Genomic DNA, 22,077 nt, shown 5'->3' with positions numbered 1-22,077 from the left:
TACCTACTTAAGCGGACTAATAACCTACTTTAGCGGACTAATAACCTACTTGAGCGGATTATTTGCCTACTTAAGCTGGTTAATTGCCTGTCTGGGATATGCGCACGTATAATTAGGCAGTTTGGTTTACTTGATTAATCCACTTTATATCTAGGCTTAAATTGATAGTAAGTCGACTTCAAAAAATACAACCAAACTAAATAGAAAGTAACATGGGTAGAAGACTGGAAAAAGCACCTCTAAAAATAATGAAAATACAACAAAAAGTCTAAGATTAAACTCAAATTCTCACAATGCAATCCGAGTAGTAAGTAACATGGGTAGGAAGTAACTTTTACACCTACCTAAAATGCCAGAATAAGTCGTTAAATATCGGGAAATAAGCTATAACACACTAACCCTCCCATTTTTAATGGGAAGTAACATGCATTTTTATAGCGTTCTTAACGTGTTACTTTCCTGTAAGTAACATGGGTAGGAGTTTAGAAAAGCCTTTTTTGATTGTAAGCGATAGCGTAACATCAAAAAGAGGCGAACCTCCCTGTGTACAGAAAAGCTCTTAGAGCATAAAAGTGGATTTGCTCGTACAAGCTGCTACAGCGTACTCCATGGCCTTATCAGAGATTGCACCTATAAAAACCATGCTCGCATCGCCATGCCTTTCAAAGCCGCCCTCACTTAGCTGGTTGACTAGGTCGCGGGTAGGTTGTTGAAAAAAGGAAACGCTTAACTCGCCTTTCTCATTATCAACGATAACCTTGGCAAGATTTAAGTTGTACTCCTTTGGTTGAGTAGACTTCTTTTTCTTGCCAGGTTTAGCTGGCTTGGCAGAGTAATCAATATTTAATAATTCTGCCTTGGTGATCGAACCATTCCAAATCGGAATTTTTCTAATTCGCCAACCACCATACGTTGAACCTTTCATTAAAAACGTACCTCGGCCCATAGAGTAATTTTCTCTATGCTCGGCTTTTTCATCTGCATCCGCTAAATATTTCGTCGGCTCGAATCTAGCTGCCGCCTTTCGCATTTCCGGAAATAGATTTCGGGTGTGTTTAGAGAAAGACAAAAGTACTCGCCTTTTTGTTTCCGAACCATAGTAGTCATCGTTATGGCCGCACTTATTTTCCAATAGCTCTGCAATAATCACCGCCTTGCTACCAGCCGGAACCAACGCTTTAAATTTTTCATCAAATGCATTTTGCTCTTCTGCTTGCCTTTGCATTTTTAGCTTACCGGCTTCAACAATCGCGTCACGCTCTGCTTTCAGTTTTGCCTTAAGTCCTGACACCTGCTGTAGTGACAATTTAAAACCCATAATGTCATCAGCTGCAGGAGTACATTCCTTATACATTATGTTAAGCGTCAACCACTTCCTATCAGAGCGGCAGAATACTAACAACTCAACCATGTATGCATTAACAATGCTAGACACATAGCCCAACTGATTACCACCACGGTACTGGTAATACACTGGCTTACCTACCGTGTCCGAAAACACTTGCTCACCTACTTTAGGAAATACAGCACAACACATTATGTCGCGAATTTTTCTGAGGGTTACACTTTGCTCAAGGTCAGCCCAACTATTGCTCCGCCAATAGAACGCTAAATCAATTACATTCTCTGGCGTATCAGAATCATCTGTTAATGCAAAAGAGGGTTGCACATTTTCGCTATAGCGCTCATTGCTGGTTTTCACATTTTGATTATGTAAAAGCTCACCAATCATTTGCGCCGAACCTAAGTTTTGTTCGCTTGCAAAATTTGCCAAAATTGAAATTTGCTCATTAGATAGAATAGAAACAGACATAACCGAACTCCTTAATAAGTTACGGTTAAGATACCAGGCTGGAAAAACCCACCAGCAAAAGTGCGGGGCATTATCCTTTTTTAAAAATATAATTGAGCGATAGCGATGATGCGAAAAAGCTTAAACCGAATGGCTTAAGCAGATAGTTGATGGGGCGCATGAATGTGGTGGTGAATCATAACACTGGCAATGCACTTAGCGACAGTTTCAAACAAACGCCTATCGACCCCATTACCAAGAACTTGGTGAGCAACCGTTTCGGATAAGCCATCAACAATGCTTTCAGGCGCTCCTTTAATTCGTGCATGTTCACGTGAGTTGAATAAGCGTGATAGTTCAGGGTTTGCTGGGTGCTGCAATCTAGGCTCTGTACTTCTGGCTTTGGCATACCCTGCACCAATGGTCCCGCAACTTACTGCATCTTGATTTAAAATCTGCATAGCAAACCCCTTCCCGCTTGCAGCATCTCTTTTGGCCTTGTCTTTAAGGTAAGTCACTTCCTTCCAAGAATCGTGATCTAATGGCACATCATCCAATACACAACTTAACGGTGTGGGGCCAGTTTTATTTCCCTCGATCTCTTCATCAATCACTGCAAGTAAATCACCCTTGTTAAGACCTTTGCTGATTGCAATGCACACCATACGCTCGCGAGATTCTGACGAACCAAAATCAAGGCCATTATAAACATTGGTCAGCAAGTCATAACCCAAACCGCCCATTACCGATTTGATAATCGAGAATGACGCAGTGTTCATGTACTGTTTGACGTTTTCCATAATACAGATTGCAGGGTTGCTACCCTTTACGATATTAAGAAAACTAAAAAAGCACGCGCCTGCACTTTCGTGATCTTCTGCGTATTGCAATTTATTCTTCGACCTTCCAGACAGTGACGCACCAGTACAGGGAATCCCTCCGCTGAGCACATGAACCTGCGGCATAGCATGAGCATGAACATCTGCAACATCTGAATTTACAAAGATGGTGTTTTTATCAAACAAGTGAGTATTATTTTTAATACTTGAATTTAAATAGCGCTCATCTATTTCCACGGCAAAAGAAATAACACTAGCGATACCCGACTTTTTAAACCCTTCATGGATGGCGTGATCCATCAACCCACCACCATGGAAAACTGTCCCCTTCTTAAGCGCTCCACTCTCAAGCGCTTCTAAGAAACTTGCTTCACGCTGTTTAATTGCAGTCTCACCTTGGTGGGCTTTAATAACAATTGAGCCTTCTTGTATTGCAATACGTAGCTTGGCGTTGGCATCAAATAAGTTGGATAGTTCTCTAGTGTTTATATCAATCACATTCACGCGCTCGCCACGCTTCATTTTAGAGCTAACCACATACTTACCCTCATCATGTAAACGCAAGATGAGTTTATCTTCCTGCCAAATCCGGTTGTAACGTCTATAGTTTTCATTTACCCCCAGCTCACTCAGCAAGCCATCGTCTAAGTAGATACGGGGTGCTCCCTTATGCTCAGTCAAATTTCGATTAATTAGTGCAGGCATAATCAGCTCCATAAAATAAATAAGGTTTATTTAGCTAATGTACTCCACCAGCGATAATGCGCAGCGGAAGTACCCAGAGAAAGAAAGGCCCTCTTTGCAATTTGGGAGAGGGCCTTTGGTCGGGAAGAATTATTAACGGGCTATAACGTATATCTCGTAACCGTCACCAAAAACAGACGGCCATACACCAAAACCGGTGATGACTTTATTGGTGAACAGCTCACTCTTGCCATTGAAAAGATCGGTGTACGCTTTACTTGATCTCGCTCGCGCCTCTGACTTAAACGCACGACCACTTGACGCAACAATCGTGGCGCTTATTTTTAACTTGTCAGTAAGTGTTGCATTTGCCATTTGTGTGCGAAGCCATTCACTAGCTGATTTTTTTGGGTTTTTATAGCCTGCACCAATAATTGAGCTAGCCTTTACGCGCCCATCTAATAACGCGGTGAGTTTTTCTGCGTGGTTACTCATACTTTATCCCCCAAACGGTATCGGCAATTAAGCCGACACCTCTGAGATTACAATGTCCGCTTGATCAACGACTTTGCGAACACCTCCGATTTGTACAGTAGCCTTACCGTTAGCAAGGTAGTTTAAAACGAAACATTTAACTGAATTGTAAGTAGTCATGTTGCTCTCCTTAGATTAAAAGTAACTGAGTGCCCTCAGCTGTTGTAACTAAGGTATCAATTGGAGGGAGATGCACAGGTAAAGTGCCGGACACCTTTCCTTTATCTGAATGGTTTTATTAATAGAGGCGATAGCCGATACGTGGCGCAGAAAAAGGCCAGTATTAGTGGCCTATTCATAGGTTTCGTCAACTGGGTTTGATATGTGCATAACTGTCAATGTGCTCTGTAAGCATTTCATACATTTCTTCACTTAGCATATGCTCACTATTATTTGCACATACGAACTCATCGTAGCCGTTTGTTTTAATGCCCAGCTCAACGATTGCGCCAGAGCCAAACACACGACTGGTTGCCCGACTGTCCTCTACGCGATTATGTAAAAGCTCACCACCACATACTGTGCATGAAAGCTGCTTTGCGAGATTCAATTCTTTTTCGCATTTACGCACTGCATCGCAAACCGAAATATTTTGGTACACAGCAAGGATTTTTCCTTCACTGCATAAATTACTAAGCCTTTCTGCAAATTGCGCCTTCACTTCACTTTCTGATTCTGACGAACTGACAGTTTGAGTGTGAGGGGTTGATAGCATACCTAGCGTATAAATAATGACGAAGTTATGTTTGTAATCTAACATTTTGTTTCCTAAAAAAAGGCCACCCGCAGGTGGCTAACAGGGGGAGTATTCGTTTGTATATTTAGCGTACCCATGCCTACAAGGTGGCTTTACCTGAATAGGCAGCAACTAAGTAAGGTTTAAGCTCCAGCAGCAGCCTTTCTCTTGCTTCAGTTAAGGCTGGCGCTGTCTGCTTGTCTGCGAGTGACAATTGAATTTCACTTAAACAATAAGCAATAAATGAAGCAGGGTCGTTTAAGCTCAAACAAGCTTTGAATTGGCTTTGTGTTTCACGAAAGAAATGAAATAAGGCGCTTTCTCTTTTAGCTTGCTGCTCATATTCAGCGGCTTTATGCGCTTCATGTACACTGCACGCATTCTGCGCCTCACTATTCTCGTTATAGTTCTTAACCGCTTTTTGCACTTGCCCATCTAAGAACGCCTCAAATTTAGTCATTGCATTTCCTGTATGTCGTTTGCTTTTGATGTAACCAATGTATCAATTAGCTAAGGTTGTGCAGAGAAAGTGCGGGGGTGTCATACCTTTATCTAAATCAAGTTTATTATTAGAGGCGATAGCCGAAAGGAAACAAAAGAGCCACACAAAGGTGGCTAAAGGAGGGTTATAGTAGAGTAACCTAATCGCCACCAGCCCAGCCAATCAACTAGCGCAAAGCTCGATACCATCCAAGCACTCAAGTGGGTAATTGAACTTTTGAGCCTGCTCTGCAGTGATTGATTTGGCAAGCTCTGTATGTTGCTTATTTAACTTTTCACGCTTGCGCTCAAGGGCTTCAAGCTGACGCTTACAAACCGCTTTAGGTGTTACTTCGTGGCCCGAAAAGAAGCCATGCCAGAGACTTGGTGTTTTCTCGATTTCCTCTTCACGCTTATAGGTCTTACTGATTTCAGCATCAATCTTAAACATACGTTCAATAGCTTCTTTAGCATAACGCTCTGCTAACGGGGCTAAAGCAAGCGCCTTTAGTTCATCCATGGTCTTACCCATGTTTGCATTGTTGAGTTTCAGTAAGGCTTTATAGTTGCGTTCGTTTTGCTTGTACCATGCAGTCTCTGATTCATCTGGTAATGGTTTACCTAACGACTCTAAATATGAAATTGCTTGAATTGCCAGTTTACGTGTATTCATTGTAACCCCTTTCTTAGTGCTGTTTTGTTTTGATGTAACCAAGGTACCAAGCTGACAAAGCACTGCAGGGGAAGAACACACCTTTCCTTTATCAGAAAAGACAAGGGTTTTACTCAGAACCTAACAGCCACCAATTCAAGTTGGCGGCTGTTATGGTATGCAGGAATAATTTTTTTGCTGTGCGGTTTTCTTACTAAGAAAGGCTAAGCGCCCTCATCTCTTTGTAGGGTTTGCAAAATTCCAACCAGATATCTGGTTCGGCTTCCTCGCCTGTATTTCCCATATCTCTTCGCCTCTTTACCTCTTGAATAAAGGTGTCGGTTTCTTTCAAGTAGGCTGTAAATTTCGCCTCGGCATCACTGTTATTTTTGGCAAACACCTCAAGCACTTCATCCTCCTCCCCTTCAATGCGGCCCATAACAATGAACGGAATATCGACAGCCACACCCATCGCGGCGCAGCAGTAGTTGTAATATGAATCACAGTGAGGGCTTGTTGAAGCCAAGTGAGCATATACAACATTAGCCAACGCCATACGTGCAAGCGCTGGCATCAACTCACACAGCCCAAGCGATGTAAGCTCACTTTGTTCAAACACCTTCTCAATCTGAGCGGTAAAGGGAATTAACATGCGAAGAAAGTCATCTTCGGCAATATCAAAAACCGCATTGTAATCGATGGCTTTAGATTTTAACTCTTCCAATGCTTGTGCAAAGAAGTAATGACTAATAATTTGATTTTCCATTGAATGCCTCTTAAATACTGTGTGGTTAGTTAACTAATTACTTAAGGGCAAGATATCAATGGGGAGGGATTTCACAGAGAAAGAGCCGGAACTGCCACCTTTTTCATATTTATAAATAAAAGGCGATAGCCGTTATAGGTAAAAAAAAGGCCGCAGTGCGGCCAAACGTGGGAGCAATAAGGTTAGACAGCAATTGGGTCGTACTCATAATCGTGCGATTTCATGTGACACAGAGTGCGAGCCGTGTCACACGAAGAGCATAAGCTACCATTCTCCACCACCAAATCAGTTGCCTCTGGCAGTGACAGGTCCGTGTTAGCTAGAATACCGCTCAATGTTTTTGCTATATCTGATTGCGTTAAACGAGCCTGGCAGCTTGTACAGTGCATTTTCATACCTTCCCCTTACTTAGTTAATTCAATGCGAAATAAGTGCTTGTTATCTTCAACAAGCTTTTTAACTTGAGCTTTATTTAATTGGCAGTAATTACCACAAAGGCCATCGTTCAAAGCGCGGCACAACTTACAATCCAGTGGCTTAGTGGTGTTGCTTTTGGTTGTGTTCATAATGGCTTGCTCAGTTAATTAGCGATGTAACTAAGGTAACAAGCCATATAAATCTGGCAGTGAAAGAGCCAGTTAAGTTTTCCTTTCCCTACTTAGATTTAGTTTTATATTTTTTTGCGGTGAATATGCGCTTTCTTTGTTCAGGCGATGATACATACAAATCTGGCACCCCAGCCAGGCCACTTTCCACGATTGCCTCACAAGCGCTTTGACCACCAGCAGGAAGGTAAGGTAAATCACTGCCTATGCGGATTAATTCACCTCTTAACATGTCGAACAAGGCGTAACCGGTAAGTTCGCATGCCTTCCCCTTATGCATCCCAATATACCCATCCAGATACACCGTCTTAATTTTGGTGTAGAGGTTTGCATGGATACAATGCTTTGTTTCTGTAGACCCTGTCTGTTTACTGCTAGACATTAAGTACTCCTAGTGTTGATTTGGTTTGATTTTGGACTTTTCATTTAACGCAACCGAGACAGCGTGAGCATGCACAGCATCAGAGTGGGCATGTGTTACAAACGCCATAAGCTCGGCCACTAAATTAAACTGGTATTCAGTGAGCCCAGCGCTTTCGATTTGCTTAGCGAGCTCTGCAATGCGCGTCATGGGTTCGACACTTTCACCAGTGACTACATTTCCATCTTTATCCACACTCACCCACGACAGGGGCGTATACTCATAGCGTGCGCCGTAATACTCTTTCGCTTCAGCCTCTGAAAAAAGCATGCCTTGCGTGTTCATCAGCTTGCGTTGTGTTCCATTGAAAATCATAAACAACCTTTAAAGTTTGTAATTTAAAACATGCACCCAAGATAGCGCGTGAAAATAAATATTCAGGGAAAGAGCGCGAGGTTAAAACGGCTATCCAACTACACACAGCTTTTAATAGGTTCACTTTAATGAAGCTTCTATTGCTGCTATCTGTTTGGTGCGCTCAGTGACCACCCCTTCCATTTGCTCCTTGAAGAACCTAACTTGACGCGCTTTGCTGCGCTCATTGCGAAAATTATTATCAGCAAGCATTTGCGAAAATTGAGCATCACCCGCAATCGCCTCTTCTATGTGGCTAGAAATGTCCTGCAGTGTTTTTTTCTTCTTCAGCCACTTGCTTTCAACTTTACCTACGCCATTGCAAGAAAAGCACACACCACCATCTACGTGCAGGTGCTCTGTCATACCTGAACCATCACACTTCCGGCAGGAATTTAGGTGTAAACTCTTTTCCTCTAATAATGAAAGTGCGACATTCACTCTTGAAAGTAATTTTTCTAGTGCAGCTTTAAACATACAACCCTCGGAATTGATAATAATCACTGGGCAACCTTTACCCGATTTAGTATAAAGATACTGGTTCTAATATATGAATCAGAAAAAGAGCGCGAGGTTAAAAACCAAGCGCCATTTGAGGGGCTGATTGTTCAGCGTCATCCGTTATCTCTGCGATACGTGTGTTAAACTCACTCTCTGTAATTGAGCGAGCAAGCACAACGTTCTCAACAAGCGATGCACTCCCCGATTTCATAGCTTTCATTACTGCGTTATAGGTTTGAGCGCGTTTAAGATCTTGATGTAGCTTGTTCATGCCCCCTTTACGAATTGTGATCACTTCATTGTTCAGCATGTCCTTGATGATGACCGTAGGGCATATGTCATTACCAGGCTCGAACGCACCTTCTGCTTCTAAATCAAAGTACGCTTCATTGATGTACTGCTCTGCTAAGTACGCATCAACAGAATTACGTTGAGTCTCTTTAAATGGTGTAACAAGGGCGAGCTCACCATCTAATACTGTTTGGTGGCACTTGAATAGGCTCTTATCGATAGCGCTTGCAGCCAACCCAGTACGCTCTCCATCAAATAAAGCGTCTAACTCTGTCAAGTTTGCATAGCGGTAATCTTGACGACCAGTACCCGCAATAAAGTTAAGCGAACCGAATTGCAGTACAGTAGTTTGGCTTGGGGTTTTAGATGTTTCTGAGATAGCGTAGCGCTTACCGTATGTGTGCACCTCATGCCAAATTGCAATTGCTTCAGCTGGGCGAGACTCCCCTCCTTCACGACTCCAGTGGTATTGAATAGCGGCAAGCGTTTCATAATCCACCAGCTCAAAACGTGGTGCATAACCTAACGCTTCTGCGCGAGTACGTTCGTTAGCATCCATTGTTAAGACATAACGCAACAACTCTTTACGGTACTCAAGGCTGTATTGGTTGTAACCTACTTTGATCCAATCGCCATGTTTAACGTCACGGCCTAACAAGCTACGAGAGCGCTCATTATCAAACAAAGTATCATTCATGAACTTACGTAGGGCAACGAACGGGGTCATATAACCATACGTATCTGGGTCAACTTCAATCTGGTTCTCAAGTGACTTATCACTTTCCACTAGGCTACACAGCGTACAACCAAAACGCGAACCACAGCTCTTAGATACATCTCGGCTATTACCAAAGTAAATATCACAGGTGCCCCCGTTACCTGCGCTATAATGCTTTCTAAGCCCTGCAGCGTGAATATCAATGAATGACTCAATAACATCATCCTCAATTTGACCGATTAGCGACCACACATCATTTGTTGACCAATCTTTAATTGGTGCTAGCGCTAAGCCCAAGTCTGTCTTCACTATCACATCAATTGACTCGCCGCGCTTAGCAATGTTTTTAGCTCGCGCTGTACTCTCAGCGTCTCTCGTTCCGCTGATAGAGATAACCTTGTCGGTTTGATGAGTTTTTGCTAAGCTTGATAAAAATTCTTTTGCTGGCAAGACCTTCCAGTCCACTGAGCAGTCACGACCGCGTGCCGCTGTTTGCATTGTACGTAAAAGTTTGCCTCTGCCCAGGTATTCAACAATCGGTGTATTAAATAGCTTTGGCTTTAACTCTTTTGTGATGATGGGTAAGTCATACTCTTTCGCGTACTCTCGCGCTGCTTCATGAAGCTGAAGAATAAAGTTGTGTATTTCAAAGTTATCAATCGTGGTGTTAGTGGTCACAATATAAAGCATGCCACGATGAGTTGGCTTTTCTTCCTTCGCTTGTTTTAGCGCTTCTACAGCACAGTGAGCAACCACAGACGAGTCTTTACCAGACAGGCCGCAGCTTAAAATGCAGTCTTGAAGAAATAGCTTTTTTAACGTGTTGATTGTTTTGCTTACTTTATCCATTTTAACCACCGAGTTAATTGATTAACTTCATGAGATTAAGGTAACAAGCTGGTGGATTGGGGCCGAAAAAGTGCAAGCACCCTTTCCTTTATTAGATGTGTTTTTCAACGAAAGGCGATAGCCTTAAGTGGGAATTAAGAGGGGTTCATGCCGGTATTACTCACCGGCAAGTCATATTATTTAGGCTCTATTAGCCTTCCCAGCAGCTCTCGATAAACGCTCACTAATCCACATGGCTTTATCTGAACTGAGCGCCTTCCCGACAACAAGATTGTTAAATTTAATGTCGAACAAAGGGTATGCGCTGCCTTCAACCATTAAGCTATCATCCAGTGCGTTAAGGTGGTCAATATCATACCCCCGCTCAGAATACTGACTCCACGATTTAGCTTCACCATTCATACCTGGCTCATGCTCACAAAGGTAGGCCACTAGCGACTCTAAAACAGGCATGAGTAAGTATGCAGTTACCCCACGGTTTTCTTCTATAAAACCCCACAATTCATTCGTGTGGGGATTGCCACTCAAGACATACGATGCACTTGATTCATAACCCGATGCAATCGCATCGAGTGTCTGAATATCTTTTGGTACATTTGCACCTGCAAAGTAATCAGCAAGCAACGCAGTATCGAACGCGCACCCCGTAAGCCAGCAATGCGCTTCGATGTTTTTTAAAAATCTTTCTTGAGTCACAAATACGGATAATACGGCCATAGTGGTTTGTAATGTATTCATAATTGGGGTTCCTATGAGTTTAACCGGTTAAATGCATAAAGCGGGGTTAACCGCTTATGATGCCTTTAAGTTGAGAGAAACAGACCAGCAATCAAGCCCTTCCTGGGCAGCGCTAATTTGATACTCCATCACGCCATGCTCTTCTTGGAATGCATTAAAGATTTTCGACACAGCGCCACTAAATAACTCTGATGTATCTTGGTCACTAAATTTGAATGTAAAACGGCCCATATGCCCGTAGATGTGCAGTAGATTATCGTTAACTGAATCAAGAACAGGTTTAAGTATTTTAACCAGTGATTTGGCGATATCACCAATCAGCAATGCGTTTGATTCATCAATAACAACGGCGTAAGCGCCGTTTGGATCAGGTTGCTTTCGGCCATTACTATCTGTTGTGTGGGGTAGGATTGTTTTTACGTTTGTATAACCGTACTCAGCCGCTTTTCGTTTAATACCGTCAACCTCTGATAGGGTGTCAGCATAAACCCAAAAGCTAGCATAACTGATATGGCAACTTGACTTAGCACCACCAAACGCCTGAGAAATGATTTCCTCATAGATTGCTGAGTTATGCTTAGTAATAAGATCTAACTCTTCACGACTTACGCCGCGCCCATACTTTTTAATACCGTTTGCTGTTGCTAATTCTTGCTTTAACATGACACTGTCCTCGTTAACAAATCGCTGAGCTTTGTCAGCTGGTAAAACTAAGATATCAACCAGGTTCTGACTCTCAGAAAAAGTCCCCGCCCTTTTCCTTATTCAGACTTGATAAAAGTAAAGGCGTTAGCCGTGTTTGCTGGTGGCTCTCGATTTCCATCTGGGTGGATATAAGTGGATATTTAACGATTTAACTTTTGAAGTGTTCATTTCGGGTGAGTAGTCTTAGTTTGTTATTTATGCAGATAACTTTAACGATGCACATGCCACCAGCTAGGCTGCTGAGATGGTAATCGTCAACCTTATATAACCCAGTAGAGATTAATAACCATGAAAAAATACTTTTTAGCCGCCTTTTACATACTAATTGGTCACTCTTCAAATTTGGCCTATGCTGGCGAGGCCACCAAAGGGCAAAGTAATCCTTGGAAACAATTTGCAGCAACCGAAAGCACCCCATTCTATTTAGAACCTGAACTTTACTTGCTTCTTGGTGGGATGTTTCATTTAGCTTTATTAGCGTTGTATGTTGTTAAAGTCAGACACAAACCTTTCAAGAAAGCTTGGAAATGGTGGTTATCGTATTGTTGTTCTGTTGGTCTGATTGCTGTGAGTGTTTGGCATTCCACGCCGGTGACAACGGTGACAATTTAAAAAACAGAAACGCTGATGAAAGGACTCACAGTACCACTCTGTTTACAAACTCACTTCTCTCGTTGTTTTTATGCCATCAAAGCCCCTTACCTTTACTATATAGTCACATCCATGCAACTTGATACTATATAGTAACACCAAGAAAACTTGTTATTATATAGTATCATTTCAAAATATCGTTACTATATGGTAACTTTACTATCTTCCGTTATAATATAGTAACAAGCTAAAGAGTGTAATAGGTGCGGCATGAAACTGTATAATGGTGATATTTTAAAAAAAGCACGTAAAGAGAAAGGGCTTACTCAAGATGATGTGTCAGAAGTTCTTGGTATTGGCCGCAGACAAATATCCCAAATGGAAAACGGTATCTTTGATGGTGGCCTTAAATATTTCCTCAAGTACTTGGCACTATTAAACTTAAAGATGAACATTGAGCATAGCATCAGTGGATGGCAGCAAGGCTTTATGGATGGGTATAATGATGCCATGTATTCTGCACGCCCAGGGCAGGATAGCCAAACCAGACAATTAACTGAGCATCAATATTTCGATCAAATATCGAAACTCGCTGATGAGCTAAGAAACGAAGTAACCAATAACAAGGAAGAAAGTTCACCCGAAAGTCAGCTTGATTTAGATAATGAAATAAACACCTTGTTCTCTAATAACGTCGAGCGAAATGATGAACAATAACCCCCCACACTACCCAGATAAAATAGACAGAATCGCGGTAAGGTCGTTTGGCGTAAATGCAGGGTTGCTTGAAAAGCCAGCTGAGCATAGCTTCCGATACTCAGACAATAACCCAATTAGTTTAACAATGCCTTATAAAAAGGAGCCATATAAATACGGGGCGCTACTGCCGATATTTGCTCAAAACCTACCAGAAGGGGCTATACGCACGTTCTTACGTGACAAACTAATTAAAGCAAACAAAGATATTCGCTTTGATGATATGTATATGCTTGCACTCCAGTTTGGTAATGCTATCGGTCATCTATCATTTGGTAGCGCCATTGCTCAACCTCAATCAAAACCCATCACACTAGATGAAGTTTTAAACTATCAGGGAAAAGATAGGATCTTCGAAAGTCTTTTAGAACGTTATTACCTTCATGGTGTTGCATCGGGTATGCAACCAAAGGTGCTAATACCAGCAACCACAGATGGCAAGGGTGTAGAGCAACAAAGAGCAACGGTACAAACTAATGAATACATCGTTAAAACGTTTGATGATGATTACCCACTCTTAACTGTTAACGAGTTTGTTTGCATGCAAGCGGCCAAAGCGTGCGGCTTAAATCCACCAGCCTGTTTTTTGAGTGAGGACTTAAGAACCTATGCTGTTAAGCGTTTTGATATAACGCCGAATGGAAAAATCGGGGTTGAAGATTTTACGGTTTTAACTGGTGCTGACAATACGCAAGAGGCTAAATACCAATCTAGTTACGAAACAGTCATGAATATGACAGCTAGATACACAGCCAATAACCCACTGGAATTACGAACAATGTACTCATACATTGTATTTTGCATGTTAATTGGCAATGGCGATGCGCACTTAAAGAATTTCTCCCTGACATATGATAAGCCCTATGGTGATGTAAAAGTGTCACCGCTTTATGATGTTACTCACACGCCAATATACAAAGACATAGCCAATGAGTCAGCACTGAAGATAAACGGTAATCGCGTATGGCCATCACATGCTAATTTAGTGGCATTTGGTGAGGCGTTTGGGGTGGCTAAGCCTGAGAGAATCATCGAAAAGTTTGCAGATTTGATAAGCGACTATTTAAAGCAAAGTGATGAAGTTAAATTGTTTGATGGGTTAAGAGCATCAATCGAAAAGTCTCTAAACATTGCAAAGGTCGGCGTGTATACATCAACCGGCTATACACACAGAAAGAAAAAGAAATACGAATGAACAGTTTAAATGCTCAGCTGATCTGAGCCAATAAAACGAAAACAGACAGCCTATTGCTGTCTGTTTCGTTAGCTGATACTAAAGTTACCTCCCTCCCCTATTTAGCTGGTGGCATACTCATAAGAACTGACAGTTCTTTAATTTTCCCTAGCAAAGATTGCCAGGCATCGGGATAATGATTAATTAAGCTAAACAACTCGGTTTCTTCTGCGCCCATTTCTATCTGGTCACATTCGCGCTGAACGCGACTTTCTGTTTCGATATGAAAATCAGCGCTCTCGAAGTTAATGGTAAATTCTCCATTAAAGCCATTGCCTTTATTGGTACCTAATATCAAACGGTATGAATTTGCTTGCCAATCAAATGCAAACAACGCATTGAGTGATAATCGCTCATGCAGCCCTTTTACTTCATCTTTATACGTTATATCCGCCTCTAAATCGGTGTAATCGGCGTTGTTTTCCCACAGATGCCAGCCCAGCTCATTCGCTTTTTGGATAACAGGGGCGCTCAAGTGATGAACACTAAGCGCCATACTTAAGTTTGATTGACTAGCTAACACCTTTTGGGCCGGTTCATCCTGCAACGTCATGAGCGCAAAACCACCATTGGCATGACCAAAGGTTAATACTTTTCCACCGTTAGTCATGTAAAAATCAGCCGGTTTCGAAAGTAACGACTCATGTTGTGATTCTGTAATAGCTATATATGGGGCTGTTAACTCTCGGACTTGCTCTGCAAAGGGCTTACACTCTCCTTTAAGGGGCTCAAGTAGTGCTAAATCAAACCCATTTTTATCGAAATACTCCGCGATAAATGCTGGTGGGCGCTGGGCGCTTTTATAAGCAGCTAGGCATTCTTGCGCGTCCAAACTAATGGATGGATCGAACTTTTCAATTTCTCGCTGTAATTCGTCTGCAAACCCTTCTGAAAAGTCACACTCTTCAAATGCCAGCGAATTTAAAGAGTCATTCCTTTGTAAATTGTCGAATACATCAACAATCACACCCTCGTCAGTGCGATTAATTGACACAACGCCAAGACCTTTTACCTCAACATGGATGCAGCTATTATTTGTCTTATCAGTAAATACGCTGTACAGCGGTAAGTTTATTAATGTATTTTTCATAATTATTCCTATGGGTGTGCAGCCTTATGGGTCGCTCACCAAGAGCGCCAGCATAATCTCTTTGAATTAAGTAAGGGGGAGTAAGCAGGGCGAACCCTGCTTACCCCGCTGTTACATATCGACGGTTGGGAATATACGGTCAAATACCGTTTGGATTTCTTCGCGTGTTATGGGGTAACTTGTAAGCGCATCAACACAGTCTGAAATATCGCATTGATAGAAACACTCGTAGTTCCAAAGCTCGCGCTCAATGATTTTGTCTTTACCGTTTTGCTCTAAATCAAGCGCTATGCCTTGTTTAGTAATATCTGCTAATCCCTTACCAAGCTCCTCTGCATGCTCTTTAGGACAAATAAGGCCCATACCTTTGATTAACACGTACTCCACACCCTCTTTTCGTTTTTGATTGAACTGCTCTTTTCCAAACGCAAAGAATGCGCCCAGGCGTTCAAAAAGTGCTGTTTGCATCGGTTCGGTAATAGTAGATAAGCTCATAAGATTTCCCTTAGTGTTGTTTGCTTTGATGTAACTAAGATATCAACTGGAGGGGGTTGCGCAGGTAAAGTGCCGAACACCTTTCCTTGATCGGACATATTAATTTAAGGCGATAGCCGCAAGAACGCGTCAATGTTGAAAAGAAGCAACAATTTAAAAAGGTGAATATTTAACGATTTATTTGTTGAATCGCACTTTACAGGAAAGTAACTTATGCACTGTTATATTAGTGATGAAAACTACCCATAGAACGTGGATATAGTTTTACCTCACCCCCATTGCCTCAACTGTTGCACCAGTTGAGGCAATCTTCCAAATAGAAAAGGTATATCTCATGGTAAAGAAATGCTTTCTAACGGCTTTATATACAGCGCTCGGTTATTTTTCAGTACCGGTACTTGCTAACAGCCAAACAGACGATTTTAAACCAGAGAAGCATATAATGGGACAAGAGGGTTCGCAATATAGTGATTCAACCGCTATTTATGCAATTTTATGCGCGATTGCAACATTTGCCCCGCTGATTATAACAATAGCCTTGTCATCTAGATATGCACGCAAACAGCTTAAAAGAAGCTGGCCGTGGTGGTTATCGCTTTTCAGTAGCGTAGTGTTAATTGTTGTGGTTATGTTTTATTTAATAACTTCTATAAAAGTAACTAGTTAAATTTACTTTCAACTAATTGCCTTTTACCTCTAAACACCACCAGCATTTTTGTATAGCAATAAAACAAAAAGGCCGCGTATAGCGCGACCTTATGTTTAAAAGTATATGTATAATCATTGTAATACTTATAAAACTTCATTATAAATGACGTATCCTAATAAAATAACAACAACAATCGCAATATGCTTTTGTTCTTTCCAGTAAAGCTTCAATAAAGACTCTCCTGGCCTTTTGATTAGCACTAAGCTTGGTAATTTCTCGCCACTTAAAATACGGTTAAATACATCTAACGATTGTGCATATTCATCACCAGGGTAACTCTCCTGCAAAGCATTTCTGGCCACCGTTTCAGATAGCTCATCACTTATTACCTTTTCCGCTAACTTACTGGCGAGAAGAACAGACCCCTTGTATGGATCATTGGCATCTACTTCAATCCCCAAAATAGTCTTAACACCACTCATGTTTTTATTATCTTTAAGCGTCATACCGTTTAACCCCGTTTTCATCTTCTAACTTGAACATGTAAGTGCCATCTGTTCTAGGTGCTAACATTGCTTCACATTGAAACAAACATTTCCCTTGTTAGCCAAACCACAAATTTAGTAATGTTGCAGTGCCAAGGCATGAGCTAATTACAGCAATAATCAACATTGACGCTCGGATACCTTCTAAAGCTTCAACTTTGCGTTGTTCTAATGATTTTGTTTCTTCTGACATATCTATTCCTCTTCCAAGTCTGAATCAGTTTCGCCATTCACCCATTGCTCCCAAACACCGACAGGAACTGCCTCTCCATCTTGTTCTGCTTGATGAATATCCTCAGCAGTCCAGCCATCATAAGTATTATCAGAAGCTGCCTCATTCATGCTTAATTCCTTACTCGACAGATTTGCCGATAACTAGTTTACCAGTGATGAATTGGGCGAATTGTTCTGGTGTTAACTGAACTTCTTTAACCCCATTTTCATCTTCTAACCTGATCATGTAAGTGCCGTCTGTTCTAGCTGCCAGCATTGCTTCACATTGCATATATCTACTCTTTAAATTTAGTTCTGAAACAACTATGGAAAACTAGTGATCACATGGCCTGCGATGCTTTTCCAGAATAGTCGCAATTTGTTGGTGAAAGTGCCGTCAAACTGGTTGGAGTCGGAAAACTTTCCAGATACAGCTAACGCGCTCTCGCTTGTTTAATCATTAAAAAACAGCTTAGATAAAGCGTTTAAGCCGCTTTTTAATGATTGCCCTATGTTTCTCCAGAATCACCGAATTTACAGTTTCGGGTTTCCAGAGAAAAATTTACATAGTACATATCTATTCCTCTATCTCTTTTGGTGTCAGTTGGCTTTGATCAAACCAAGTTCCTGCATAATCCATATTACTTAAAGTTAAGTCCCACGATGTTAGTACTACATCAGAAATGTCTTGGGCTGCTTTATCTAATTCTTCGGGCGATAGGTTATAGTTTCTTAAAACCAATCGTACTTGATCTTTCACTAATCTAGCTTGTTTCTTTTTTTCTGCTACTAAGTTTGAAGACATCTATGCTCCTTACACATTTCTAAATAGACTATTCATAACCGATTCTAACTCGGCTTCATGCGGCCTAATTTTATTGTCTAAAGACTTCTTGGTTTTTATACCAGTAAAGTCTTTTAAATCGTTATAATGGCAACCATTGTCATAAAAAATCTTGATGCCACTATCTCTAAAACTACTAGGCGTACAGCCTTTTATACCTGCCGTTTCTAGCAAAGAATTAAGTTTCTTATTTAGTGCTATTGGTAATACGTTAGGACCACCTTTTTCACGTTTTGAAAGTGCATACTTTTCAAAGTTATCATTCAAAATAAATGGCGCTTTCGGATCGCAACCTTGATACGACTTCTTACCAGTCTGGTATAGGCCATTAGCTTTCCACCAGTCGATATATTCTTGCATGAACTTAACAATATGTGCTGAGGTTCGTAACTCTCTAGCTTCACCGTTCTGCGCTACGTAATCGGGCAAAACCCAAATAGACATAAAGCTACCGCTCTTATCCATCACATCCTCAAGACGTAACTCACTAAGTTCATAAGCGGTGAGCAGCCAGTATGTTGAGCCAAGTACAATAGTCTTATTTCTAATACCAAATGGTGGCTTGCTGTTGGCTTTAATCACTTTATTGATGTCATCTTCTGACAATATACGTTCTATCGGCATTTACTAATATCAAAACACATAAGATACAACTATTGTAATCCTGCAATATTCAAATACAATCAGAATTTGTTTAAATAATCACTTTATTGCTAATAAAATGGGCTAACAAAGGAATGTTCAGAAGTGATCTATTTATGAGTATCAAAAAAAAGAAACCCCACATAAGCGAGGTTTCAATCTGGCTAACAAATGCAATCTTTTGTTTCAAATACTCGAATATTTTCATCAAATAATATGCTTTGATAGTTTGTCTCTAACAATGAGTTTACAAAGCTTAAAATGCCATCATTCGTATAATCAAAATAGCAAGGAATTCGCCTCTCCACCTTGTCGGATTCATCACCATCAGGTTTTTCGTAGAAAGCATGTTCAATATACCCGATTTGTTCAAATGGAGTTTTGAGCATGTTTTCGGTTAAGTTCTTATTGCGCTTTACTCCGCTTAACTCTAAGTAAACTACAGAGCCATTACCATCTTTAAGTCTACTTCGAATTCGACAACTTTGAGTCCCGTTATCGCATGGCACTCCTACAGCTTCGAAAATTAATTTATCACTCATTACTATGCCTTCCTTACTTCTCTGTGTAGCCTTGATTGGTTAGCTCACGAATAAATGTGTTGCGCTTTTTCTTGTTGCTAAAAGTAACAATGTCGAAAAATGGACTGCCATCTTCATGGGTTTTAACTCCATCGTGATAGTTGACTACATATTTGACTTTGCCAACGTTCATCATTGTGTTGAATTGTTTCATCTGACTGGATTCCTTATTGAGTTATTCGACTGTAGTTCGCAGTGCCAAATTAATTTTTGCGATGGCATCTTGTGCTACATCGTTACGAGGCTTGTAGTGGTCAACTAATTTTGGCCACAGTTTTAGAATCTTGGTATCTAGACCGTTTAATAGTTGAATGGCTTCTTGTAAAAGAGAAGTTTTGCTTTCCTCTTTATCAATTAACTCAAAGGTTTCAGGGTGAGATTCGACAAAGTGACCGTTAACTGAAATTTTCTGATTATTGATCGGGGAGCTTACGTAGTCTTCATCTGGAATTGATACAAAATAATTCCCTTCATGATCTTTACGTAAAACTGTACCTTGTGCCAAAAATTTGAAATTAACTTTTAAAACAGCTTTCATTTTTATGGATTCCTTTTTAACTGTTTAGCCATTCTTCATATGTTTTTAATGGCTTACCCGTTGTAATGTCGTTACCCTCCCCATCATTCGCACAAGATAGGTAGATTTGATACTCACTATCGTTATCGCCTCTGGCTTGTGTTTGCCAAAATTCGTTATGCTCTAATTTCATTTTTGACCTCCGCTGTTCGTTTAAGCTAAGCCCAATATACCAAGCTTTGTAGGACACGCCGCAAAAGAGGCACCTAGGCCACGCCCCTTTTCTAACTATTTTCTTTAAATATAGCGATAGCGCAATAATGGAAAGCATTTCAAGCAAAAGCCTCAACAAATGAGGCTAGTGAATATTAAAAGTGACTATAAATAATTCGTCGAGCTGACTTAACATACCCCACAATTTCAATCTTTAATGGCCTGAAGAACTCCTTTAGCTGTGTTGTGGCATATGAATTATTATCGAGTATGGCCTCATAGCGGTCGCACACCTCACAAAGCTTAATTTCAATAAACTGAAGTAGGCCTAACTCTGAACTCAAGCTAGCATCATCTGTACGACTTACTTCTGGTAACTGAGCAATAGAAGCAAAGGAAAGCGTTTGTGTGGTATTGGTTTTTTTCGCAATCACGCAAAGCAGCTTGTCGTTTAGCTTTACCAGCGTCTTATACAAAGCTGGGCTTTCGACGTAGATACTATCACGCTTATACAGCTCACAAAGCCGGTCATTTATCTCATGTAAAAGACTTGCGATATCAGCCCAACGAGCTTCATTCGATTCCAAGTTAATCATAAGTACAGCCTCCCCGCCCCTACGCTTCCACCTGAAAAGTAAATTGGTCAATACCATAGGCGTTTACCATTACACTAGAGCGACTAGTTCCTATGACTATTTCGTAACGTCCCGCACTGAAACCAAAGCGATGGACAAAACCTTGGTAATTTCTAAAACTCCAGCTCTTGTGTTTGCGTGTGTGGTGCTTAGGGGGTTCATTCTCACCATCCGATACAAAAATTACTTGCCCATTAGTCAACTGCTCGAAGTCTTCTAAACTTTTTAGTGTCTTAAGTTGCATGAATGTTGCTCCATTTGTTTGCCTATATACTTTTAACGCTGTTTTTATTGCGTTTATCGATAACAAGAACGGTAGCAAACAGAGATATTTCGGCAGAAAAAGGCTCACACAAGCCCACACAAAAAGACCGCGATTTTCGCGGTCTTGGGTACGTATTCTATTAAATGTATTTAGTCTTGCACCTTGCATTCAGTGCTGGGATGAAGTGAGACACGAAAACCTGATTTAATGTGTGTCGCTTTCACTCTTCCCGTATCTTCTATTGCCAAGAAAGTATATTTATCATCTTTTAGTACAAACACTCCACCAGCAATGAAAGCATCAAGAACAGTCATAACCGACTCCTATTATTGAGATTAAAACGCGGGCTCTAATAATTCGAACTCTTTGACAGGCAAGTCTGTGTTAGCTAAGTGCTCAATAAACGCTTGTGCAACGCTCTCGGTTACATCGTTAAATGAAAGCGTGTTGCTTGGAAGATGCTTTTTAAGAACGTCAAACTCAACGCCCGTAATTTCTTCAATGCTTTTGGGGTAGGTAGTATAACCATCAACATCAAAACAAGGACGGCCATAACATTCATTATCAAAACTACCACCGTTTAATTGGCTTGCATACTCATACTCTATCAACAACTCGATATTCTCTTGCGTTGTTTCAAAGGTACACTGAGCGCGGCCACACTCATGCTCACACATTAAATCAAACGTTGCGGGAATATCATTTCTATCAACTTCGACTAATGTGATTTTATCGCCGGTGTTGTCACCTATTCGATAATGAGTAGTAACAACCCAATAGCGGTTACTATCATGATCAACACTGATGAAATTCGCAAAGTAAGACCAATTATAATCTTCAACCGCCTCCCACTTTGCAACATTTTCATCTAGCAATGACTCAATGTATTTAAATGAACCAAGCAACGTTACATTGACAAGCCAAGCAAACACATAATCTTCAATATGTAATTCAGAGTCGATAGTCAGGTTACTTGAGAACAGGCCAGCACTTAATGATGACTTATTTGATGAAGTTAATGACTTCAAAGTGGTTTCTATCAATTCATTAGCAGAATCAATATTACCGCCCCCTAAAAGCTCATCCACTTGTTGTGCTACTTCTGCGTTAAAAACAGACATACCTCATTTCCTTCTTGCTTG

36 protein-coding genes are annotated in these 22,077 nt (G+C 40.9%); 4 read left to right on the top strand and 32 right to left on the bottom strand.

Annotation, left to right across the window (positions count from 1 at the left end):
• Nucleotides 1-559: 559 nt before the first annotated feature.
• From EVU92_RS21485 to EVU92_RS21420, 16 genes are all read right to left on the bottom strand, one after another.
• Nucleotides 560-1,813, bottom strand: coding sequence for a hypothetical protein (locus tag EVU92_RS21485; protein ID WP_130053222.1), 1,254 nt, complete (start codon nt 1,811-1,813; stop codon nt 560-562).
• 134 nt (nt 1,814-1,947) lie between these two features.
• Nucleotides 1,948-3,336, bottom strand: coding sequence for a DNA cytosine methyltransferase (locus tag EVU92_RS21480; protein ID WP_168990066.1), 1,389 nt, complete (start codon nt 3,334-3,336; stop codon nt 1,948-1,950).
• 132 nt (nt 3,337-3,468) lie between these two features.
• A complete protein-coding gene (locus EVU92_RS21475; protein WP_130053220.1) occupies nt 3,469-3,810 on the bottom strand; it encodes a hypothetical protein in 342 nt (113 codons plus the stop codon).
• 27 nt (nt 3,811-3,837) lie between these two features.
• On the bottom strand, nt 3,838-3,969 hold the full coding sequence (locus tag EVU92_RS21875) for a hypothetical protein (RefSeq protein ID WP_276319806.1): 132 nt from the start codon (nt 3,967-3,969) through the stop codon (nt 3,838-3,840).
• A 187-nt stretch (nt 3,970-4,156) separates the two neighbouring features.
• Nucleotides 4,157-4,609 carry a hypothetical protein gene (locus EVU92_RS21470; protein WP_130053219.1) on the bottom strand — a complete coding sequence of 151 codons (453 nt, stop codon included), beginning with the start codon at nt 4,607-4,609 and terminating at the stop codon, nt 4,157-4,159.
• Nucleotides 4,610-4,685: 76 nt separating this feature from the next.
• Nucleotides 4,686-5,045 (bottom strand): hypothetical protein, encoded by a 360-nt coding sequence (locus EVU92_RS21465; RefSeq protein ID WP_130053218.1) that lies wholly within the window; start codon nt 5,043-5,045, stop codon nt 4,686-4,688.
• A gap of 204 nt (nt 5,046-5,249) precedes the next feature.
• Nucleotides 5,250-5,738: a hypothetical protein gene (locus tag EVU92_RS21460; RefSeq protein ID WP_130053217.1), complete on the bottom strand. Its 489-nt coding sequence runs from the start codon at nt 5,736-5,738 to the stop codon at nt 5,250-5,252.
• A 193-nt stretch (nt 5,739-5,931) separates the two neighbouring features.
• Entirely contained in the window at nt 5,932-6,483 is a 552-nt protein-coding gene (locus EVU92_RS21455; RefSeq protein WP_130053216.1) for a hypothetical protein, read from the bottom strand.
• Nucleotides 6,484-6,665: 182 nt separating this feature from the next.
• A complete protein-coding gene (locus EVU92_RS21450; protein ID WP_130053215.1) occupies nt 6,666-6,878 on the bottom strand; it encodes a hypothetical protein in 213 nt (70 codons plus the stop codon).
• A 9-nt stretch (nt 6,879-6,887) separates the two neighbouring features.
• Nucleotides 6,888-7,049 (bottom strand): hypothetical protein, encoded by a 162-nt coding sequence (locus EVU92_RS21695; protein ID WP_168990065.1) that lies wholly within the window; start codon nt 7,047-7,049, stop codon nt 6,888-6,890.
• A gap of 88 nt (nt 7,050-7,137) precedes the next feature.
• Nucleotides 7,138-7,470, bottom strand: a complete 333-nt coding sequence (locus EVU92_RS21445; RefSeq protein ID WP_130053214.1) for a hypothetical protein — start codon at nt 7,468-7,470, stop codon at nt 7,138-7,140.
• Between the two features lie 9 nt (nt 7,471-7,479).
• Nucleotides 7,480-7,824 carry a hypothetical protein gene (locus EVU92_RS21440; RefSeq protein WP_130053213.1) on the bottom strand — a complete coding sequence of 115 codons (345 nt, stop codon included), beginning with the start codon at nt 7,822-7,824 and terminating at the stop codon, nt 7,480-7,482.
• Nucleotides 7,825-7,944: 120 nt separating this feature from the next.
• A complete protein-coding gene (locus tag EVU92_RS21435; protein ID WP_130053212.1) occupies nt 7,945-8,340 on the bottom strand; it encodes a hypothetical protein in 396 nt (131 codons plus the stop codon).
• A 97-nt stretch (nt 8,341-8,437) separates the two neighbouring features.
• Nucleotides 8,438-10,222: a phosphoadenosine phosphosulfate reductase family protein gene (locus tag EVU92_RS21430; protein ID WP_130053211.1), complete on the bottom strand. Its 1,785-nt coding sequence runs from the start codon at nt 10,220-10,222 to the stop codon at nt 8,438-8,440.
• Between the two features lie 180 nt (nt 10,223-10,402).
• Complete coding sequence (locus EVU92_RS21425; protein WP_130053210.1) at nt 10,403-10,960, bottom strand: hypothetical protein; 558 nt, start codon at nt 10,958-10,960, stop codon at nt 10,403-10,405.
• Between the two features lie 54 nt (nt 10,961-11,014).
• Nucleotides 11,015-11,623: a hypothetical protein gene (locus EVU92_RS21420; protein ID WP_130053209.1), complete on the bottom strand. Its 609-nt coding sequence runs from the start codon at nt 11,621-11,623 to the stop codon at nt 11,015-11,017.
• Nucleotides 11,624-11,953: 330 nt separating this feature from the next.
• Between EVU92_RS21420 and EVU92_RS21415 the strand changes: the two genes are divergently transcribed.
• The 3 genes from EVU92_RS21415 (at nt 11,954) to EVU92_RS21405 (ending at nt 14,207) form a co-directional block, all read left to right on the top strand.
• Nucleotides 11,954-12,277: a hypothetical protein gene (locus EVU92_RS21415; RefSeq protein ID WP_130053208.1), complete on the top strand. Its 324-nt coding sequence runs from the start codon at nt 11,954-11,956 to the stop codon at nt 12,275-12,277.
• Nucleotides 12,278-12,526: 249 nt separating this feature from the next.
• Complete coding sequence (locus EVU92_RS21410; protein ID WP_130053207.1) at nt 12,527-12,973, top strand: helix-turn-helix domain-containing protein; 447 nt, start codon at nt 12,527-12,529, stop codon at nt 12,971-12,973.
• Nucleotides 12,963-14,207 carry a type II toxin-antitoxin system HipA family toxin gene (locus tag EVU92_RS21405; protein ID WP_168990064.1) on the top strand — a complete coding sequence of 415 codons (1,245 nt, stop codon included), beginning with the start codon at nt 12,963-12,965 and terminating at the stop codon, nt 14,205-14,207. Before EVU92_RS21410 ends, EVU92_RS21405 begins: the two co-directional genes overlap by 11 nt.
• A gap of 97 nt (nt 14,208-14,304) precedes the next feature.
• Here the strand turns inward: EVU92_RS21405 and EVU92_RS21400 are convergent, their stop codons facing one another.
• Entirely contained in the window at nt 14,305-15,336 is a 1,032-nt protein-coding gene (locus tag EVU92_RS21400; RefSeq protein WP_130053205.1) for a hypothetical protein, read from the bottom strand.
• Between the two features lie 111 nt (nt 15,337-15,447).
• Complete coding sequence (locus EVU92_RS21395) at nt 15,448-15,831, bottom strand: BglII/BstYI family type II restriction endonuclease (RefSeq protein ID WP_130053204.1); 384 nt, start codon at nt 15,829-15,831, stop codon at nt 15,448-15,450.
• A gap of 334 nt (nt 15,832-16,165) precedes the next feature.
• On the opposite strand from EVU92_RS21395, the gene EVU92_RS21390 reads away from it, so the two are divergent.
• Nucleotides 16,166-16,498 carry a hypothetical protein gene (locus tag EVU92_RS21390; RefSeq protein ID WP_130053203.1) on the top strand — a complete coding sequence of 111 codons (333 nt, stop codon included), beginning with the start codon at nt 16,166-16,168 and terminating at the stop codon, nt 16,496-16,498.
• A gap of 125 nt (nt 16,499-16,623) precedes the next feature.
• On the opposite strand, the gene EVU92_RS21385 is transcribed toward EVU92_RS21390, so the two are convergent.
• The 14 genes from EVU92_RS21385 to EVU92_RS21345 form a co-directional block, all read right to left on the bottom strand.
• The gene (locus EVU92_RS21385; RefSeq protein ID WP_130053202.1) at nt 16,624-17,007 is read right to left on the bottom strand and encodes a hypothetical protein; all 384 of its coding nucleotides are present in this window, start codon (nt 17,005-17,007) and stop codon (nt 16,624-16,626) included.
• A gap of 76 nt (nt 17,008-17,083) precedes the next feature.
• On the bottom strand, nt 17,084-17,218 hold the full coding sequence (locus EVU92_RS21870; protein WP_276319805.1) for a hypothetical protein: 135 nt from the start codon (nt 17,216-17,218) through the stop codon (nt 17,084-17,086).
• A gap of 2 nt (nt 17,219-17,220) precedes the next feature.
• Nucleotides 17,221-17,367, bottom strand: a complete 147-nt coding sequence (locus EVU92_RS21690; protein WP_168990063.1) for a hypothetical protein — start codon at nt 17,365-17,367, stop codon at nt 17,221-17,223.
• 10 nt (nt 17,368-17,377) lie between these two features.
• Entirely contained in the window at nt 17,378-17,530 is a 153-nt protein-coding gene (locus EVU92_RS21530; RefSeq protein ID WP_136374534.1) for a 23S rRNA (pseudouridine(1915)-N(3))-methyltransferase RlmH, read from the bottom strand.
• 285 nt (nt 17,531-17,815) lie between these two features.
• Entirely contained in the window at nt 17,816-18,043 is a 228-nt protein-coding gene (locus tag EVU92_RS21380) for a hypothetical protein (protein WP_130053201.1), read from the bottom strand.
• Between the two features lie 9 nt (nt 18,044-18,052).
• A complete protein-coding gene (locus tag EVU92_RS21375) occupies nt 18,053-18,706 on the bottom strand; it encodes a site-specific integrase (protein WP_130053200.1) in 654 nt (217 codons plus the stop codon).
• 182 nt (nt 18,707-18,888) lie between these two features.
• The gene (locus tag EVU92_RS21370; RefSeq protein ID WP_130053199.1) at nt 18,889-19,266 is read right to left on the bottom strand and encodes a hypothetical protein; all 378 of its coding nucleotides are present in this window, start codon (nt 19,264-19,266) and stop codon (nt 18,889-18,891) included.
• Between the two features lie 13 nt (nt 19,267-19,279).
• On the bottom strand, nt 19,280-19,459 hold the full coding sequence (locus tag EVU92_RS21365; RefSeq protein ID WP_130053198.1) for a hypothetical protein: 180 nt from the start codon (nt 19,457-19,459) through the stop codon (nt 19,280-19,282).
• 21 nt (nt 19,460-19,480) lie between these two features.
• Entirely contained in the window at nt 19,481-19,843 is a 363-nt protein-coding gene (locus EVU92_RS21360) for a hypothetical protein (RefSeq protein WP_130053197.1), read from the bottom strand.
• Between the two features lie 16 nt (nt 19,844-19,859).
• Nucleotides 19,860-20,015 carry a hypothetical protein gene (locus EVU92_RS21685; RefSeq protein ID WP_168990062.1) on the bottom strand — a complete coding sequence of 52 codons (156 nt, stop codon included), beginning with the start codon at nt 20,013-20,015 and terminating at the stop codon, nt 19,860-19,862.
• Nucleotides 20,016-20,190: 175 nt separating this feature from the next.
• On the bottom strand, nt 20,191-20,631 hold the full coding sequence (locus EVU92_RS21355) for a hypothetical protein (protein WP_130053196.1): 441 nt from the start codon (nt 20,629-20,631) through the stop codon (nt 20,191-20,193).
• Between the two features lie 19 nt (nt 20,632-20,650).
• Complete coding sequence (locus EVU92_RS21350; RefSeq protein WP_130053195.1) at nt 20,651-20,914, bottom strand: hypothetical protein; 264 nt, start codon at nt 20,912-20,914, stop codon at nt 20,651-20,653.
• A 170-nt stretch (nt 20,915-21,084) separates the two neighbouring features.
• On the bottom strand, nt 21,085-21,249 hold the full coding sequence (locus EVU92_RS21680) for a hypothetical protein (protein WP_168990061.1): 165 nt from the start codon (nt 21,247-21,249) through the stop codon (nt 21,085-21,087).
• Nucleotides 21,250-21,270: 21 nt separating this feature from the next.
• Nucleotides 21,271-22,056: a hypothetical protein gene (locus EVU92_RS21345; protein WP_130053194.1), complete on the bottom strand. Its 786-nt coding sequence runs from the start codon at nt 22,054-22,056 to the stop codon at nt 21,271-21,273.
• Between the last annotated feature and the right edge of the window lie 21 nt (nt 22,057-22,077).

The sequence above is a fragment of the Pseudoalteromonas sp. MEBiC 03485 genome, assembly GCF_004195145.1.
Lineage (GTDB): Bacteria > Pseudomonadota > Gammaproteobacteria > Enterobacterales > Alteromonadaceae > Pseudoalteromonas > Pseudoalteromonas apostichopi.
The sequence above is the reverse complement of the archived record's forward strand: the minus strand, read 5'-3'. Positions and strand labels throughout refer to the sequence as shown.